Origin of the sequence: Roseateles sp. L2-2 (assembly GCF_050613215.1) — a bacterium.
Classification (GTDB): Bacteria; Pseudomonadota; Gammaproteobacteria; order Burkholderiales; family Burkholderiaceae_C; genus Roseateles; species Roseateles noduli.
Map to the genome: position 1 here is coordinate 140,754 of NZ_CP192509.1, position 16,452 is coordinate 157,205.

The 16,452-nt window shown below is 66.5% G+C and carries 15 protein-coding genes; 6 read left to right on the plus strand and 9 right to left on the minus strand.

Translation table 11 applies throughout. From position 1 onward, the window contains the following. Positions 1-138: 138 nt before the first annotated feature. Positions 139-1,506, plus strand: a complete 1,368-nt coding sequence (locus tag ACQZ13_RS00715) for an FAD-binding oxidoreductase (RefSeq protein WP_431053430.1) — start codon at positions 139-141, stop codon at positions 1,504-1,506. 13 nt (positions 1,507-1,519) lie between these two features. On the opposite strand, the gene ACQZ13_RS00720 is transcribed toward ACQZ13_RS00715, so the two are convergent. The 5 genes from ACQZ13_RS00720 to ACQZ13_RS00740 all read right to left on the minus strand — a co-directional run bounded on the left by ACQZ13_RS00720 (position 1,520) and on the right by ACQZ13_RS00740 (position 8,379). Next, positions 1,520-3,118: a SpoVR family protein gene (locus tag ACQZ13_RS00720; protein WP_431049381.1), complete on the minus strand. Its 1,599-nt coding sequence runs from the start codon at positions 3,116-3,118 to the stop codon at positions 1,520-1,522. Between the two features lie 23 nt (positions 3,119-3,141). Next, complete coding sequence (locus tag ACQZ13_RS00725) at positions 3,142-4,431, minus strand: YeaH/YhbH family protein (RefSeq protein ID WP_431049382.1); 1,290 nt, start codon at positions 4,429-4,431, stop codon at positions 3,142-3,144. 41 nt (positions 4,432-4,472) lie between these two features. Further along, entirely contained in the window at positions 4,473-6,395 is a 1,923-nt protein-coding gene (locus ACQZ13_RS00730) for a PrkA family serine protein kinase (RefSeq protein ID WP_088408040.1), read from the minus strand. A gap of 422 nt (positions 6,396-6,817) precedes the next feature. Then, the gene (locus ACQZ13_RS00735) at positions 6,818-7,726 is read right to left on the minus strand and encodes a ParB/RepB/Spo0J family partition protein (protein ID WP_088408039.1); all 909 of its coding nucleotides are present in this window, start codon (positions 7,724-7,726) and stop codon (positions 6,818-6,820) included. 62 nt (positions 7,727-7,788) lie between these two features. Next, positions 7,789-8,379 carry an RBBP9/YdeN family alpha/beta hydrolase gene (locus ACQZ13_RS00740; protein ID WP_431049383.1) on the minus strand — a complete coding sequence of 197 codons (591 nt, stop codon included), beginning with the start codon at positions 8,377-8,379 and terminating at the stop codon, positions 7,789-7,791. Between the two features lie 68 nt (positions 8,380-8,447). Here ACQZ13_RS00740 and argC point away from each other — a divergent pair, with 68 nt between their 5' ends. Both argC and ACQZ13_RS00750 read left to right on the plus strand, forming a co-directional pair. Then, complete coding sequence (argC, locus tag ACQZ13_RS00745; RefSeq protein ID WP_431049384.1) at positions 8,448-9,413, plus strand: N-acetyl-gamma-glutamyl-phosphate reductase; 966 nt, start codon at positions 8,448-8,450, stop codon at positions 9,411-9,413. A gap of 56 nt (positions 9,414-9,469) precedes the next feature. After that, on the plus strand, positions 9,470-9,862 hold the full coding sequence (locus ACQZ13_RS00750; RefSeq protein ID WP_431049385.1) for a GNAT family N-acetyltransferase: 393 nt from the start codon (positions 9,470-9,472) through the stop codon (positions 9,860-9,862). A gap of 16 nt (positions 9,863-9,878) precedes the next feature. Here ACQZ13_RS00750 and ACQZ13_RS00755 read toward each other — a convergent pair whose 3' ends face one another. From ACQZ13_RS00755 to mnmG, 4 genes are read right to left on the minus strand one after another with little or no spacing between them, the layout of a single operon-like run. Continuing rightward, positions 9,879-10,688, minus strand: coding sequence for a GNAT family N-acetyltransferase (locus ACQZ13_RS00755; RefSeq protein WP_431049386.1), 810 nt, complete (start codon positions 10,686-10,688; stop codon positions 9,879-9,881). 27 nt (positions 10,689-10,715) lie between these two features. After that, entirely contained in the window at positions 10,716-11,489 is a 774-nt protein-coding gene (locus ACQZ13_RS00760) for a ParA family protein (protein WP_088408034.1), read from the minus strand. Positions 11,490-11,527: 38 nt separating this feature from the next. Then, on the minus strand, positions 11,528-12,196 hold the full coding sequence (gene rsmG / locus ACQZ13_RS00765) for a 16S rRNA (guanine(527)-N(7))-methyltransferase RsmG (protein WP_431049387.1): 669 nt from the start codon (positions 12,194-12,196) through the stop codon (positions 11,528-11,530). Between the two features lie 22 nt (positions 12,197-12,218). Further along, a complete protein-coding gene (mnmG, locus tag ACQZ13_RS00770; RefSeq protein WP_431049388.1) occupies positions 12,219-14,183 on the minus strand; it encodes a tRNA uridine-5-carboxymethylaminomethyl(34) synthesis enzyme MnmG in 1,965 nt (654 codons plus the stop codon). 211 nt (positions 14,184-14,394) lie between these two features. On the opposite strand from mnmG, the gene ACQZ13_RS00775 reads away from it, so the two are divergent. The 3 genes from ACQZ13_RS00775 (at position 14,395) to ACQZ13_RS00785 (ending at position 16,421) form a co-directional block, all read left to right on the plus strand. Beyond that, complete coding sequence (locus ACQZ13_RS00775) at positions 14,395-14,652, plus strand: YkgJ family cysteine cluster protein (protein WP_431049389.1); 258 nt, start codon at positions 14,395-14,397, stop codon at positions 14,650-14,652. Between the two features lie 86 nt (positions 14,653-14,738). After that, the gene (locus ACQZ13_RS00780; protein WP_431049390.1) at positions 14,739-15,317 is read left to right on the plus strand and encodes a DUF4124 domain-containing protein; all 579 of its coding nucleotides are present in this window, start codon (positions 14,739-14,741) and stop codon (positions 15,315-15,317) included. Between the two features lie 102 nt (positions 15,318-15,419). Next, positions 15,420-16,421 carry a Bug family tripartite tricarboxylate transporter substrate binding protein gene (locus ACQZ13_RS00785; protein ID WP_431049391.1) on the plus strand — a complete coding sequence of 334 codons (1,002 nt, stop codon included), beginning with the start codon at positions 15,420-15,422 and terminating at the stop codon, positions 16,419-16,421. Positions 16,422-16,452 lie beyond the last annotated feature (31 nt).

Here is a 16,452-nt window from a genome sequence, read left to right on the forward strand (position 1 = left end):
CTTGCGCATCGGACCGCGTGGAACCAGGAGACAGCGATGAATGCGCCTCGGGAATTCGATGATCACTCGGCAGCGACTCCAGCGGGGCGTCCACGCGTCGACGGGCCGGGCCATCAGCCCACCCATGCGCCGCGCCCGATGCCGGCGGAGATGCTCGAGGCCTTGAAGACGCGCTTCGGCGAACGCTGCAGCACCGCGATGGCGCTGCGCGAGCAGCACGGCCGCGATGAATCGCCGTTTGATGTGCCGCCGCCGGAGGCTGTGGTCTTCGCCGAAAGCAACGACGACGTGGCGGCGGTGCTGGCCTTGGCGAACGCGCACCGGGTGCCGGTGATCCCGTACGGCGCGGGTACGTCGCTCGAGGGCCACCTGCTCGCGGTCCAGGGCGGCGTCAGTCTGGACCTGTCGCGGATGAAGCGGATCCTGAGCATCAACGCTGAAGATCTGACGGTCACCGTCCAGGCCGGCGTGACGCGCAACCAGTTGAACGCCGAGATCCGTCATCAAGGGCTGTTCTTCCCGATCGATCCGGGCGCGGACGCGTCGATCGGCGGCATGTCGGCCACGCGCGCGAGCGGCACGAACGCCGTGCGCTACGGGACGATGAAGGAGAACGTGCTCGGACTGACGGTCGCAACGCCCGACGGCCGGCTGATCCGCACCGGCTCGAGGGCGCGCAAGAGCAGCGCCGGCTACGACCTCACGCGCTTGTATGTCGGCAGCGAAGGCACGCTGGGCGCGATCTGCGAGATCACGCTGCGGCTGTATCCGCTGCCGGAAGCGGTGTCGGCGGCCGTGTGCTCATTCGAATCGATCGACGCGGCGGTCCGGACGACGATCGCGATCATCCAGATGGGCGTGCCGATCGCGCGGTGCGAGCTGCTCGATGCGCATGCCGTGCGGGCGGTCAACCGCCATGACAGGCTGACCCTGCGCGAAGCGCCGATGCTGCTGATGGAGTTCCACGGCTCGGACGCCGGCGTCGCGGAGCAGGCGGCGACGGTGCAGGAGATCGCCGCCGAGCACGGCGGCACCGGCTTCGAGTGGGCGACGACGCCGGAGGAGCGCACGCGCTTGTGGACCGCGCGTCATCACGCCTACCTGTCGGCGCTGCAGACCAGGCCCGGCTGCCGCGCGGTGACGACGGACACCTGCGTGCCGATCTCGCGCCTGGCGGAGTCGATCAACATCTCCGTCGAGGAGGTGGAAGCCAGCGGGTTGCCGTATTTCATCGTCGGCCACGTGGGCGACGGCAACTTCCACATGGGGTATCTCATCGACCCGGCGATCCCGGAGGAGCGCGAAGCCGCGGAGCGTCTGAGCGCGCAGATGGTCGCGCGGGCCATCGCGCTCGAAGGCACCTGCACCGGCGAGCACGGCATCGGCCTGCACAAGCAGGGCTTCCTGCTGCAGGAAGCGGGGGAGGGCGCGGTCGATCAGATGCGAGCGCTCAAACGCGCGCTCGATCCGAACGACATCATGAATCCCGGGAAGATCTTCGTCTGAAGGGCCCGGGACCTCAGTGCTGGGGCGCCGGCACGCTCCAACGACGTGACACGTCGCCGCGTGCGTTCACGCTCTCCAGCTGGACGCCGAAGCCCCACAGGCGGGCGACGTGCTTCAGCACTTCCTGCGCACCGTCATGCAGCGGGCGGTCCTGATGCTGCTGGTGGCGCAGCGTCAATGACCGGTCGCCGCGCAGATTGACGTTCCAGACCTGGATGTTGGGCTCGCGCGTGGACAGGTCGTACTGCCGCGACAAGGCCTGCCGCACGTACTGGTAGCCCTGCTCGTCGTGGATGGCGGAGATCTCGTACTCCGCCTGGTGCTCGTCGTCGAGGATGGAGAACAGCCGGAAGTCCCGCATGATCTTCGGGCTCAGGTACTGCGCGATGAAGCTCTCGTCCTTGAAGTTGCGCATCGCGTGATCCAGCGTCGGCAGCCAGTCGCTGCCGGCGATCGCCGGGAACCACTCGCGGTCCTCGTCGGTCGGCTTCTCGCAGATGCGCTTGATGTCGGTGTACATCGCGAATCCCAGCGCATACGGATTGAGCTGCGCCATCGCGGGTTGCGCCACCACGTTGGTGTGCGACTTCAGCCACTCGATCATCATGCCGTCCGACAGGTAGCCGTCGTCGTACATGGTGTTCAGCAGCTTGTGGTGCCAGAAGGTGGCCCAGCCTTCGTTCATGACCTGCGTCTGGCGCTGCGGATAGAAGTACTGCGCGATCTTGCGGACGATGCGCACGATCTCCCGCTGCCAGGGCTCCAGCAGCGGCGCGTTCTTCTCGATGAAATACAGCAGGTTCTCCTGCGGCTCGCTGGGGAAGCGGCGCTTGCCTTCCTCCTTGGCCTCGTCCTCCAGGCGCCGCGGCAGCGTGCGCCACATGTCGTTGACCTGCAGCTGCGCATAGGACTCGCGGTCCTTGCGCATCGCCTGTTCCTGCGCCAGCGAGAGCTTGGCCGGCCGGCGATACCGGTCGACGCCGTGATTCATCAGCGCATGGCAGGAGTCCAGCGTCGACTCGACCGCGTCCAGTCCGTAGCGCTGCTCGCAGTCGGCGACGTAGTTCTTGGCGTAGACCAGGTAGTCGATGATCGACGACGCGTCGGTCCACATCCGGAACAGGTAGTTGTTCTTGAAGAAGCTGTTGTGGCCGTAGCAGGCGTGCGCGATCACCAGCGCCTGCATCGCCATCGTGTTCTCCTCCATCAGGTAGGCGATGCAGGGATCGGAGTTGATGACGATCTCGTAGGCCAGGCCCATCTGGCCGCGCTTGTAGTTGCGCTCGGTGGCGATGAACTCCTTGCCGTAGCTCCAGTGCCGGTAGTTCACCGGCATGCCGACCGAGGCGTAGGCATCCATCATCTGCTCGGCGGTGATGACCTCGAGCTGGTTCGGATAGGTGTCCAGACCGTAGCGCTCCGCGGTCTGGCGGATGACCTCGTGGTACTGCTCGACGAGCTCGAAGGTCCAGTCGCTGGGCGACGGCAGCGGATGCTCGGGCCGCTTCTCCAGCGGCCGCATCTGGGTCAGGGGTGCGCGGACGCGGCGGCCGCCGTATTCGTTGGCGCCCACGCCGACGCCGACTTGGCGGCGATTCTCCAGACTGCTCATGGTGGTGTCCTCCGGCGCCGCACTCACGCGGTCGCCCCTTCCTTCTTGAACAGGTCGCGGAAGACCGGATAGATCTGCGCCACCTCGACGGCCTTGCGCATCGCGAAGTGGTGCACTTCGTCTTCCAGCTTCGCGTACTCCTCCCACAGGTTCTGCTCGGCTTCCGCCACCTGCACGTAGGCGTAGTAGCGGCACAGTGGGAGGATCTTGTCGGCCAGCAGCTCGCGGCAACGGCCGCTGTCGTGATGCCAGTTGTCGCCGTCGCTGGCCTGCGCGCCGTAGATGTTCCAGTCGCCGGCCGGATAACGCGCGCGGATGATCTCTTCCATCATCACCAGCGCCGACGACACCACCGTGCCGCCCGTCTCCGTGGCGTGGAAGAAGTTCTGCTCGTCGACTTCCTGCGCCTGGGTGTGGTGGCGGATGAAGACGACCTCGATCTTCTCGTAGTGCCGCGTCAGGAACAGGTAGAGCAGGATGAAGAAGCGCTTGGCCAGGTCCTTGCGGCTCTCGTCCATCGAGCCCGACACGTCCATCAGGCAGAACATGACCGCCCGCGTCGTCGGCTGCGGCACCTTGATGCGGTTGCGGAAGCGCAGGTCGATCGGATCCAGGAAGGGGATGTTGGACAGGCGCTGGCGCAGCAGCACGATGCGCGCCTCGGTCTCGGCGATCAGCGCCTGGATCTCGGGCCGGCGCTTGTCCTCTTCCTGCTGCAGGGTCAGCAGCCGCGTCTCGAGCTCATGCAGCTCGCGCCGCTTGTCCATGCCCAGCGCGATGCGCCGCCCCAACGCACCGCGCATCGAGCGCACGACGTGCAGGTTGGTCGGCGTGCCGTCGGTGACGTAGCCGGCGCGGACCGTCTTGTACTCGGGCGTCTCGGCCAGCGTCGTGCGGGCCAGGTTGGGCAGCGCCAGGTCCTCGAAGAAGACCTGCATGAATTCCTCCTTGCTGAGGTGGAAGACGAAGTCGTCCTCGCCCTCGCCGGAGTCGCTCGCCTGGGAGCCGCCGCCCCCGCCCTGGCCGCCCTGCGGCTTGCCGATGCGGTCGCCCTTGATGTGCTCGGTGTTGCCGGGCCGCACGACCTCGCGGGTCCCGCCGTCGCCGTGGCTGAAGACAGGTTCGCTCAGGTCGCGCTTGGGGATCTGCACGTCCTCGCCGCGTTCCATGTCGCGGATGCCGCGCTTGTCCACCGCGCGTCGCACGGCGTCGCGGATCTGGTCCTTGTAGCGGCGCAGGAAGCGCTCCCGATTCCCGATCGACTTGTTCTTGCCCGACAGCCGCCTGTCGATGATCTGTTGAAGCCCGGTCATTGAGGGACCTTTCCGGTGGCGTTCGTTCGACTCCGTCCGACTCAGCTCGACTTCCTCACGCGCAGGTACCACTCGCAGAGCAGCCGGACCTGCTTCGGCGTGTAGCCCTTGTCGACCATGCGCTGGACGAAGTTCTCATGCTTCTTCGCCTCGTCGGCGCTGGCCTTGGCGTTGAAGCTGATCACCGGCAGCAGCTCCTCGGTGTTGGAGAACATCTTCTTCTCGATCACCGTGCGCAGCTTCTCGTAGCTGGTCCACAGCGGGTTCTTGCCCGCGTTGTTGGCGCGCGCCCGCAGCACGAAGTTGACGATCTCGTTGCGGAAGTCCTTCGGATTGCTGATGCCGGCGGGCTTCTCGATCTTCTCGAGCTCCGCGTTCAGCGCCGAGCGGTCGAACACCTCGCCCGTGTCGGTGTCGCGGTACTCCTGGTCCTGGATCCAGTAGTCCGCGTAGGTGACGTAGCGGTCGAAGATGTTCTGGCCGTACTCGCTGTAGCTCTCCAGGTAGGCGGTCTGGATCTCCTTGCCGATGAACTCCGCGTAGCGCGGCGCCAGCACTTCCTTGATGAAGCCGACGAACTTCTGTTCCGCCTCCTGCGGGAACTGCTCGCGCTCGATCTGCTGTTCGAGCACGTACATCAGGTGGACCGGATTGGCGGCGACTTCGGTCGAATCGAAGTTGAAGACCTTGGACAGGATCTTGTACGCGAAGCGCGTCGAGATGCCGGCCATGCCTTCGTCGACGCCGGCGTAGTCGCGGTACTCCTGGATGGACTTGGCCTTCGGGTCGGTGTCCTTCAGGTTGTCGCCGTCATAGATCTGCATCTTGCTGAAGGCGCTGGAGTTCTCCGGGTCCTTCAGACGTGTCAGCACGGCGAACTGCGCCATCATCTTCAGCGTGCCGGGGGCGCACTTGGCCTCGGCCAGCGAGGAGCCGCGGATCAGCTTCTCGTAGATCTTCACTTCCTCGCTGACGCGCAGGCAGTAGGGCACCTTCACGATGTAGATGCGGTCGAGGAAGGCCTCGTTGTTCTTGTTGTTGCGGAAGGTCTTCCACTCGCTCTCGTTGCTGTGGGCCAGCACGATGCCGTCGAAGGGGATCGCGCCGAAGCCTTCGGTGCCCTTGAAGTTGCCTTCCTGGGTCGCCGTCAGCAGCGGGTGCAGCACCTTGATCGGCGCCTTGAACATCTCGACGAATTCCAGCAGCCCCTGGTTGGCCAGGCACAGGCCGCCGGAGTAGCTGTAGGCGTCGGGATCGTCCTGCGCGTAGGTCTCAAGCTTGCGGATGTCGACCTTGCCGACCAGCGAGCTGATGTCCTGGTTGTTCTCGTCGCCCGGCTCGGTCTTGGCCACGCCGATCTGCTTGAGCACGCTCGGCAGCCGCTTGACGACCTTGAACTTGCGGATGTCGCCGCCGAACTCGTCGAGCCGCTTCACCGCCCACGGGCTCAGGATGCGGTTGAGGTAGCGGCGCGGGATGCCGTACTCGCGCTCCAGCAGCGGGCCGTCCTCGACGACGTCGAACAGGCCCAGCGGGCTCTCGTTCACCGGACTGTCCTTGAGCGCGTAGAACGGCACGTGCTCCATCAGCTGCTTGAGGCGCTCGGCGATCGAGCTCTTGCCGCCGCCGACCGGGCCCAGCAGATACAGGATCTGCTTCTTCTCTTCCAGTCCCTGCGCCGCGTGGCGGAAGTAGGAGACGACCTGTTCGATCGCGTCCTCCATGCCGTAGAACTCGGCGAAGGCGGGATAGATCTTGATGACCTTGTTCTGGAAGATCCGCGACAGGCGCGAGTCGTTGCGCGTGTCCAGCATCTGCGGCTCGCCGATCGCTTTGAGCATGCGCTCGGCCGCGGTGGCGTAGGCGAGGGGATTGCGCTTGCACTCGTCGAGGTACTCCTCCAGGGTGAGTTCCTCGACCTTGCTGCGTTCATAGCGAGCCGCGAAATGGCTGATCACGTCCATGCTGACCTCCAGTGGTGCATTGGGAGGCGACGCGCGTCCGTGCGACAACGGACCTCGCATCGTCCAGGAAGTTCTGGCGACGTCCATGACTCAAGGCGTCATCAGAGCTTTCCGAGCTCAGCAAGCATTCAGCAAACGGCCAGCCCATGCTGGTCCAAAGTGCGCGACCGTGGGCGGATGCCCCTCGGCAACCTCAGCGAGGGTGCGGCTTTTCGGGCCATGCTACCCCCATCGGAAGCGATGCGCGATAGCAAGACATGACCCCGTTGTACTCCCATGTCCAACGCCTGTGAAGCGCGAAAGTTGACGATCCCCCGACATGGGGCACCTGTGGGAAGTACGAAGAAGACAGCACGCATCCCGCGTGCCATTCTTGTGGATTGCCCGGTCGGCAGGCCCCCTGAGCGGGGGGCCAGCGCGGGTCACTCCTGCGCGCCGGGCGGTCGAAGTTTTTGCAGCAAGCCGTTCAGTTCGTCGAGAGAGCCGAAGCTGATCGCGACTTCCCCCTGCTCGCCGCGCTTGGTCTTCTTCTTGACGCGGATCTCCACCTGCGCCGTCAGCAGGTCGGAGAGCTCTTCCTCGAGTCTCAGCACGTCGCGGCTCTTGTTCGCCTTCACCCGCAGCAGCGGGGCCTGGCGCCCGCCGCCCTGCTGGCGCTGGACGAGCTTCTCGGCTTCGCGCACGCTGAGCTTCTTGGCGGCGATCTCGGTGGCGCTGGTGATCTGGTGGGCGCCGTCGAGCGCCAGCAGCGCGCGGGCGTGGCCCATGTCGATGTCGCCCGCCATCAGCATGTTCTGGACCGGCTCCGCGAGGTTCAGCAGTCTCAGCAGATTGGATGCTGCACTGCGAGAACGGCCCACGGCCTGTGCCGCCTGGTCATGCGTCAGGCCGAATTCGTCGACCAGCCGCTTCAGGCCCTGCGCCTCTTCCAGCGCGTTGAGGTCCTCGCGCTGGATGTTCTCGATCAGCGCCATCGCGGCGGCGGCCTCGTCGGGCACCGGCTTGACCAGCACCGGCACCTCGGCCAGGCCGGCCAGCTTCGCGGCGCGGAAGCGCCGTTCGCCCGCGATGATCTCGTAGCGGACCGCGCCGTCGGGCGCGATCGGACGCACGAGGATCGGTTGCATGATCCCCTGCGCCTTGATGCTCTCGGCCAGCTCGTAGAGCGAGCCTTCGTCCATGCGGGTGCGCGGCTGGTACTTGCCGGCCTGCATCTGCGCGAGCGGCAGCACGCCGGGTTCGCCTTCGCGCACCGCCGGTGCGTCGCTCACTTTGGGTCCGAGCAGGGCCTCGAGGCCCATGCCCAGGCCCTTGGGTTTCTTTGTCGCCATGGGGCGCGATTCTCCGTGATTCCGGGGGAGGGCCGTCGGCCCGATGTCGGGGGTCGCCCGGATCAGCCGGCGAGGCGCTTCAGCATCGCCCGGCCTTCGGGCCAGGCACCCAGTCCTGAGGCGGCGTTGATGTGCCCCAGCGGGCCCGCCAGCACGAATTCCGCGCCCCAGTCCGCCGCCATGCCGGCGGCGCGTTCAGGGGCGCAGAAGGGGTCGTCGTTCGAGGCGACGACGATGGCCGGGAAGGGCAGCCGAGGGCGCCGGATCGGTCGCCAGTTGTGCAGCTGAGGGGGCATTTCCTCGCGCTCGGTGTCGGGGGGCGCGACCAGCAGCGCGCCCGCGACCAGGCGGGTGTGGGACGAGTGTTCCGCCCAGGCCGCCACCAGCTGGCAGCCCAGGCTGTGCGCCACCAGCAGCGCCGGCTGGTCGTGCAGGCGCCCGTCCTGCTGCAGCACCTCGTCGAGGCGGGCCATCCAGTCGCCGCGACGCGGCCATTCCCAGTCGTTCTGCTCGACGCGGCTGTCGCCATGACGCCGTTGCCATTCGCTCTGCCAATGGTCGGGGTCGGAGTTCATCCAGCCCGGCAGCAGGTAGACCGGTCGCGTGATCGGGGAGAGGTCCAGGTCATTCGGCGGAATGGCGTGTGTTGACATCGGTTGGCCTTATGCTTCGCGCTTTCTTCGGGAGGGTCCCGGAGGCAGCGGATTTTGCAGGAGCGGCGATGAAGTACGCGGTGTATGTCGACGGGCAGGAAGGCACGACCGGCCTGCGCATCAATGAATATCTGGCGCAGCGCGCCGACATCGAGGTGCTGCGCATCGACGCCGACAAGCGCAAGGATGCCGCCGAGCGCGCCCGCCTGCTCAATGCCGCAGACGTCGCCTTCCTGTGCCTGCCGGACGCGGCTTCCCGCGAAGCCGCGGCGATGATCACCAACCCCAGGACCTGCCTGATCGACGCCAGCACGGCGCATCGCACGGCCCCGGGCTGGGCCTTCGGTCTGCCGGAACTGGCCAAGGGTCAGCGCGCGGCGATCCGTGAGTCCAAGCGCATCGCCAATCCCGGCTGCCATGCCAGCGCCTTCATCCTGGCGGTGCGTCCGCTGGTCGATGCCGGCCTGCTGCCGGCCGACGCGCTGGTCACGGCCACGTCGATCACCGGCTACTCGGGCGGCGGCAAGTCGATGATCGCGGAGTACGAGGCGGGCGGAAATCCGAAGCTGATCGCGCCGCGTCCGTATGCGCTGGGCCTGGCCCACAAGCATCTGCCGGAAATGATGGCCCACACGGGACTGACCACCGCGCCGGTGTTCATGCCCATCGTCTCCAACTTCTACAAGGGCCTGGCCGTCACCGTGCCGCTGCACCTGAGCCAGCTGCGCGCCGGCACCACGCCGCAGCAGGTTCGCGACGCGCTGGCCGCGCACTACGAGGGCGAGCGCTTCATCCACGTGAAACCGCTGCGCGACGCCGACACATTGGCCGTCGGTTTCTTCGACGTTCAGGCCTGCAACGACACGAACAACGTCGACCTGTTCGTCTTCGGCAGCGAGCAGCAGATCCTCGTGATGGCCCGTCTGGACAACCTCGGCAAGGGCGCGAGCGGCGCCGCGGTGCAGAGCATGAACGTGCACCTGGGCGTGGACGAGTCGCTGGGCCTGACCGGTCCGGACGTCAACGACATCTGATGACGGCATCGACGGGCGGCGGAAGCCGGGAATGGCGTCGGGATGACGCCGTTCCCTTGCACGACCTGGACGCCCTCCGCGACGGCGTCATCCGATACGGGCGCCAGCAGACGCAAGGCAGCGACGCCGAGGACATCGCCGTGGCGCTGTACGACGGCGACGAGCTGATCGCCGGCGCCTCCGGACGGACCGAGTTCCAACGCCTCTACGTCAACTACCTGTGGGTCCACGCGGATCATCGCGGGCAAGGCCTCGGTGGTGACAGCCTTCGCCAGCTGGAGGCGATGGCGCTGAAGCGGGGTTGTGTCGACGCGCTCATCGAGACGCTGCTGGACGAGACCGCCGAGATGTACGAGCACCTCGGCTACGCCTGCATCAGCCATGTGCACGACTTCGTGCCGGGCTTCACCCGCCACACGCTGTTGAAGGTCTGGCAGGCGCGGGACTAGTCCTGCGCCTCGGCCTTCAAGCCCAGGCGCGCGGGTCGTCGCTGCGGTAGTGGTAGCGATAGGCCTGCAGGAAGCCCAGGCGGGCGTACAGACGCTGCGCGGCGGCGTTGTCGGCACCCACCTGCAGATAGGCACTGCGGGCGCCCTGGCGGCGCGCCTCGGCCAGCAGCGCGGCGCACAGCTGGAAGCCATGACCTCGACCGCGCTGGTCCTCGGGCGTGAAGATGTCGAAGAGGCCTGCCATGCCGCCAGCCGGTGCATCGGCCGACGCACCCAGGGATGCGCCATTCGGATCCGTATCGATGGCCACCTGGCCGCAGGCGAGCAGCACGCCGCCCTGAGTCATCTGGAACGCTTGATGCGGGACGCTGGCCTGTTCGAGTCGGCGGGCGTGGCCCTCGATCTCTTCGGAGCTCGATCCGCGCAGCTCGCCGATCAATCGGGCGTAGGCGGACGGCGATAGCGGCTCGATGCCGTCGGCGTCGTCAAAAGCCTCCAGCGACGGCAGCACCATCACATCGGCCGGATCGAAGGAGGTCCAGCCTCTGGAGGCAAGCTGGTCGTCGAGGTCGATCGGTTGGCTGAAGGGCGTGAGGCGGAGGATCAGCGGCAAGCCGGCCTGCTCGAAGCTGCCGCGGCAGCGGCGAAGGATGTCGTCGAGGGGGAGGGTGCCGCCCGCCAGCGCATTGACGCATCGTGAGCGCTTGGCCTTGCCGGGAGACAGCCGGAGCAACCAGCCGTCGACCTGCGCTTCACGTGGAGCGGCCGCCGCGTTCAAGCCGGCCAGTTCGGCACGGCGGGCGAGGGCGTTCAACTCGGGAGACATCGCTCAACGGATCGCTCGGCAGATCGGTCAGCGCATGGCGCCGACGCGCTTCACCATTTCCTTGGCGAAATCGATGAAGGCGTGCGCGCCCTTGGAGCCGCCGTCGAAGACGACACCCGGGAGACCGTAGCTGGGCGCTTCGGCCAGACGGACGTTGCGCGGGATGACGGTGTCGAAGACCTTCTCGCCGAAGTGCGCCTTCAGCTGCTCGCTGACCTGCTGCTGGAGCGTGATGCGCGGATCAAACATGACGCGCAGCAGGCCGATGATCTGCAGGTCCGGATTCAGATTGGCGTGGATCTGCTTGATGGTGTTGACCAGGTCGGTCAGGCCTTCAAGCGCGAAGTACTCGCACTGCATCGGAACGACCACGCCGTGCGCCGAGCACAGACCGTTCAGCGTCAGCATCGACAACGAGGGCGGGCAGTCGATCAGGATGAAGTCGTAATCCTGTGCCGAGGCAGCCAATGCTGTTTTCAGGCGTTGTTCGCGTCGTTCCAGCTCGACCAGTTCCACTTCGGCACCGGCCAGCTCACGGTTGGCGCCCAGCACGTCGTAGCCGGCCTTCTCGCTGCGCTGACGCGCTTCGGCGAGCGTGGCCGACTCCAGCAGCACGTCATAGACGGTCAGCGGCAGGGCACGCTTGTCGATGCCCGAACCCATCGTGGCATTGCCCTGGGGATCGAGATCGACCACCAGCACCCGTTGTCCCACCTTGGCCAGTCCTGCAGCCAGATTCACGGTGGTGGTCGTCTTGCCGACGCCGCCTTTTTGGTTCGCAACGCAAAAGATCTTGGCCATGAATGGTCGGGTAGCAGGGGCTCTCGGAGGGGCGGAGCTTAACCGATGGCGGCGGTCGGACGGATCCAGAGCAGACACCGTTGAGCATCGAGCCCGGGGACTTCCAGCTGTTCCACGTGAAACACGGACAGATCCGGTGCGCGTTTGGCGAGTTCCGCGATCTCATCACCCGGGTGTTGGCCCTTCATTGCGGCCCACACGGCACCCGGCTTCAGGTGCATGCGGGTCCATTCGGTGAAGTCCGCCAAGGAGGCAAACGCACGCGACGTAATCACGTCGAAGGGGGCCGTCTTCAACTGTTCAACCCGCGAGTGCTCCGCGTGCAGGTTGGGCAGACCGATTTCGGCCGCGACCTGGGCGATGAAGAACGCCTTCTTGCCGACGGTATCCACGCAGGTGACGTCGATCGACGGATCGCAGATGGCGATCACGACCCCCGGCAGACCACCGCCGCTGCCGACATCCATCAGCCGCAGCGGCTGGCCGGCGGCATGGCGACGGAGCGGCGGAATCAGACTGAGGCTGTCCACGAGATGCTGCGTGAGCATCGCTTCGGGATCGCGAACAGCCGTCAGGTTGTAGACCTTGTTCCACTTCGACAGCAGTCCGAGGTAGGCGATCAGCCGGTCCAGCTGTTCATCGGTGAGGCCGAGCCCCAGCGTGTCGGCGGCAGCGGCGAGGCGGGGACGGAGGTCGAGATCGGTCATCGAAGAACGGAAGAGGGTGAAGTCAGGCGGCGGTCGAGTCGACGGCGGCTTGATCGGTGAAGCCCTTGAAGCGGCCTTTGCGCAGGTGGATCAGCAGCAGCGAGATGGTCGCCGGCGTGATGCCGGAGATCCGCGAGGCTTGCCCCAACGTCTCCGGGCGATGCTTGCCGAGCTTCTGGCGCGCCTCGAAAGAGAGGGCGGTGACCAGGCCATAGTCGAGATCGTCGGGCAGCTTCAGGTGCTCGAAGTTCGATGCGCGGGCCACGTCCTCCTGCTGCTTGCTGATGTAGCCCGCGTACTTGACGCCCACTTCCAGCTGCTCGATGACGGCGGCCGCGAGGTCGCTGCCCAGCGATTCGTTCAGGGCGGCGCGCGTGACACCGGACGCCGGTCGGGCGATGGACGCCACTTCGGAGATGGTGTCGAAGGTGACGCCGGGTCGGCGCAACAGGTCGATCAGGTTGTATTCGCGCTCAAGGGCTTTGCCCACGAGCCGCTCTGCATCGGCCGCCGGGAGGATGTTCGGATTCACCCAGGTCGACTTGAGCTTCTCTGTTTCACGTGAAACAGCGTCGCGCTTGCGGTTGAATGCCTCCCAACGAGCATCGTCGACCAGCCCCAGCTGGCGACCCGCTTCGGTCAAACGCATGTCGGCGTTATCTTCGCGGAGTTGCAATCGGAACTCGGCCCGGCTCGTGAACATGCGATAGGGCTCGGTGACTCCCTTGGTGATCAGGTCGTCGACCAGCACGCCCAGGTAGGCCTGGTCGCGGCTCGGCAGCCAGGCGTCCTTGCCCTGGACCTGGAGCGCCGCATTCAGACCGGCGAACAGGCCTTGGGCCGCCGCCTCTTCATAGCCGGTGGTGCCGTTGATCTGGCCCGCGAAGAACAAGCCGCCGATGGCGCGCGTCTCGAAGCTGGACTTCAGCTCGCGTGGGTCGAAGTAGTCGTACTCGATCGCATAACCGGGACGCAGGATGTGCGCGTTCTCCAGGCCGGGAATCGACCGGACAGCGGCCAGCTGGACGTCGAAGGGCAGGGAGGTCGAGATCCCGTTCGGATAGAACTCATGGGTCGTCAGACCCTCGGGCTCCAGGAAGATCTGGTGTGAGTTCTTGTCGGCGAAGCGGTTGACCTTGTCTTCGATGGACGGGCAATAGCGCGGGCCGACGCCTTCGATGACGCCGGTGAACATCGGGCTGCGGTCGAAGCCGGAGCGGATGATCTCGTGCGTGCGTTCGTTGGTGTGGGTGATCCAGCAGGGCAGTTGTCGCGGGTGCTGTGCGGCGTTCCCCATGAAGCTGAAGACGGGCACCGGATCCAGGTCGCCCGGCTGTTCCGCACACCGGGAGAAGTCGATGGTGCGACCGTCCAGGCGCGGCGGGGTGCCGGTCTTCAGACGGCCCTGCGGCAGCTTGAGTTCCTTGAGACGGCCCGACAGCGAGACCGCCGGCGGATCGCCGGCGCGGCCGGCCGCGTAGTTCTCGAGGCCGATATGGATCTTGCCGTCGAGGAAGGTGCCGGCCGTCAGCACGACGGCGCGAGCGCGAAAACGCAGTCCCGATTGAGTGACGGCGCCGACGACGCGATCGCCTTCCACCATCAGGTCGTCCACGGCCTGCTGGAACAGCATCAGGTTGGGTTGGTTCTCCAGCCGTTGGCGGATGGCCGCCTTGTAGAGGATGCGATCGGCCTGGGCGCGGGTGGCGCGGACGGCCGGCCCCTTGGAGCCGTTGAGGATGCGGAACTGGATGCCGCCCTCGTCGGTCGCCGCGGCCATCGCGCCGCCGAGCGCATCCACTTCCTTGACCAGGTGGCCTTTGCCGATTCCGCCGATCGACGGGTTGCAGCTCATCTGTCCGAGCGTCTCGATGTTGTGCGTCAGCAGCAGCGTGCTGACGCCCATGCGGGCGGCCGCCAGTGCGGCTTCGGTGCCGGCATGGCCGCCACCGACCACGATCACGTCGAACTCTTTGGGATAAAGCATGGCAAGGCGTCCAGCGGAATCGGCGATCGGGTGGGATCGAAGCCATCGCGACGCGCGCAGGGCGCGGAATCAGGCGAGGGGCAGCCGGCTGGCGTTCAGATGAGGGAAGGGCGTGATTTTACGCGGGGCTGTGGATAAGTCACTGCCTCAGGGGCATGCCGGGCGGACCTTGTCGGCGGCGCTCGCGGACGGCGGCGACAATCCGCCTCCCATGAATTGCCGTCCCTCCTGCGCCGCCTGCTGCATCGCCCCCTCGATCAGCAGCCCCATCCCCGGCATGCCCGACGGCAAGCCGGCCGGGGTGCGCTGCATCCAGCTCGACGAGGCGCTGCGCTGCAAGATCTTCGGACGACCGGAGCGGCCTGCCGTGTGCGGCTCTCTGCCTCCGTCAGAAGATATGTGCGGGGACTCCCGGGAGCAGGCGATGCGCTGGCTCGGGTGGATGGAAGAAGAGACCCGTCCCGTCTGAGCGCCAGGTCGATCCCTCTCTCCGGGGGAGAGGCGGAGGCCCTGCCGTGCCGTATCCTCTCGCCCCAAACAATGAGGGAGTTCCGAATGAAGCAGTGGGCTCTATGGCTGCCGTTGCTCCTGGCGCCGATCGACGGTGCCTGGGCGATCAACAAGTGCACGAACAAGGATGGCACCGTCTCGTTCCAGGACGCGCCTTGTCCGCGGGAGGCGGAGTCCAAGGAAATCGAGATCAAGGTGACGCCGTCGTCTTCGCGGCAGACTTCCGATCCGCGAATGCCTTCGCTGCCTAGCCTCGCTCGGGTGACCGATCAGCGCGTGCATCGCGCTTCCCGGGCGACCGCCGAAGTGGAAGCGATTGCGCTCAAGGCCCGGGACTGCCGCAACCACTTGTCCTTGGCCGGCAAGGACAAGAGCGACACGTGCAAGCGTTTCGCGGAACAGTCGGAAGCTCAACTCAAGCCGCAGGTCGACACGCTGCGCGACCTGAGTGAAGACTTCGATTTCCGCCAGAAGTACCGCCTCTACTTCGACCGCAGCGGCGTCGCCGCGCGCTCGGCGGCCATCGACACGCTCGCCATCAAGGAGATGCTCGCCGAGGCGACGGCCACTGCCGCTTCCGCGCCGAAGACATTGCAGCCCAAGAAGGGTGACATCCGCAGCTGATGCGGCGGGGCGGTCGCCGCCCGGCACGGGGTGCTGAAAGCACGCTGACAGCGCGCCCCGCGTAGAGTCGGAGTTTCCAGAAGAACTGATCGGAGACTCCGCATGATTCCCACCGACGAGGACCGCCGCCGCTTCCTCCTGCAGTCCGCCGCGCTCGGCGCCGCGGGGGCCGCATTCGGCACGTCGCTCCCCGCGCTCGCGCAATCGACCTGGCCGTCGCGCAACGTGCGCTTCGTCGTGCCGTTCGCGCCGGGCGGCAGCAGCGAGATCGTCGCCCGCGCCACGGCGGCCGAGCTCAGCAAGACGCTGGGGCAGTCGGTCTACGTCGACAACAAGCCGGGCGGCGGCGGCAACATCGCGATGGGCGAGGTCGCACGCGCTGAAGACCAGCACACCCTGATCCTCGGCCACATCGGCACGCTGGCGGTGAACCCGTATATCTACGACAAGCTGCCCTACGACCCGAACCGCGACTTCAAGCCCATCACGCTGCTGGCCAAGGTGCCCAGCCTCTACGTCGTGCATCCCGACGTGCCGGCGCGCAATCTGAAGGAGTGGGTCGCCCTCGTGCGCAAGAACCCGGGCAAGTTCAGCTACGGCTCGGCGGGCAACGGCAGCGCGGGACACCTGGCGATGGAATACCTGAAGATGGTCGCCGACCTCTTCATCCTGCATGTGCCGTACCGCGGCACCGGCCCGCAGCTGACGGACCTGCTCGCCGGGCGCCTTGAGGCGGCCTCGGTCGGCGCGCCGGCCATCATGCAGTTCATCAAGGCGGGCAAGCTGCGTTGCATCGCGACGGGCTCCAAGGAGCGGCTGCCGCAACTGCCCGATGTCCCGACGGTGGCAGAGCAGGGCTACCCCGGCTTCGAGATGACGCAGTGGTACGGCCTGTGCGCGCCGGCCAACTTGGCGCAGGCCAACGCAGACAAGCTGGCGATCGAATCGGTGAAGGCGATCCGTTCGGCCTCGGCCCGCGAGCGTTTGAGCCATGACGCGGCAGAAGCCGTCGGCAACACGCCGGCGCAGTTCACCGCCTTCATCGCGCAGGAACAGCAGCGCTGGAAGCAGGTCGTGGCCCGCGCCAAGATCAAGCCCGACTGAACCCGTCGGACGGGTTCGGAGGGGCCCGCCA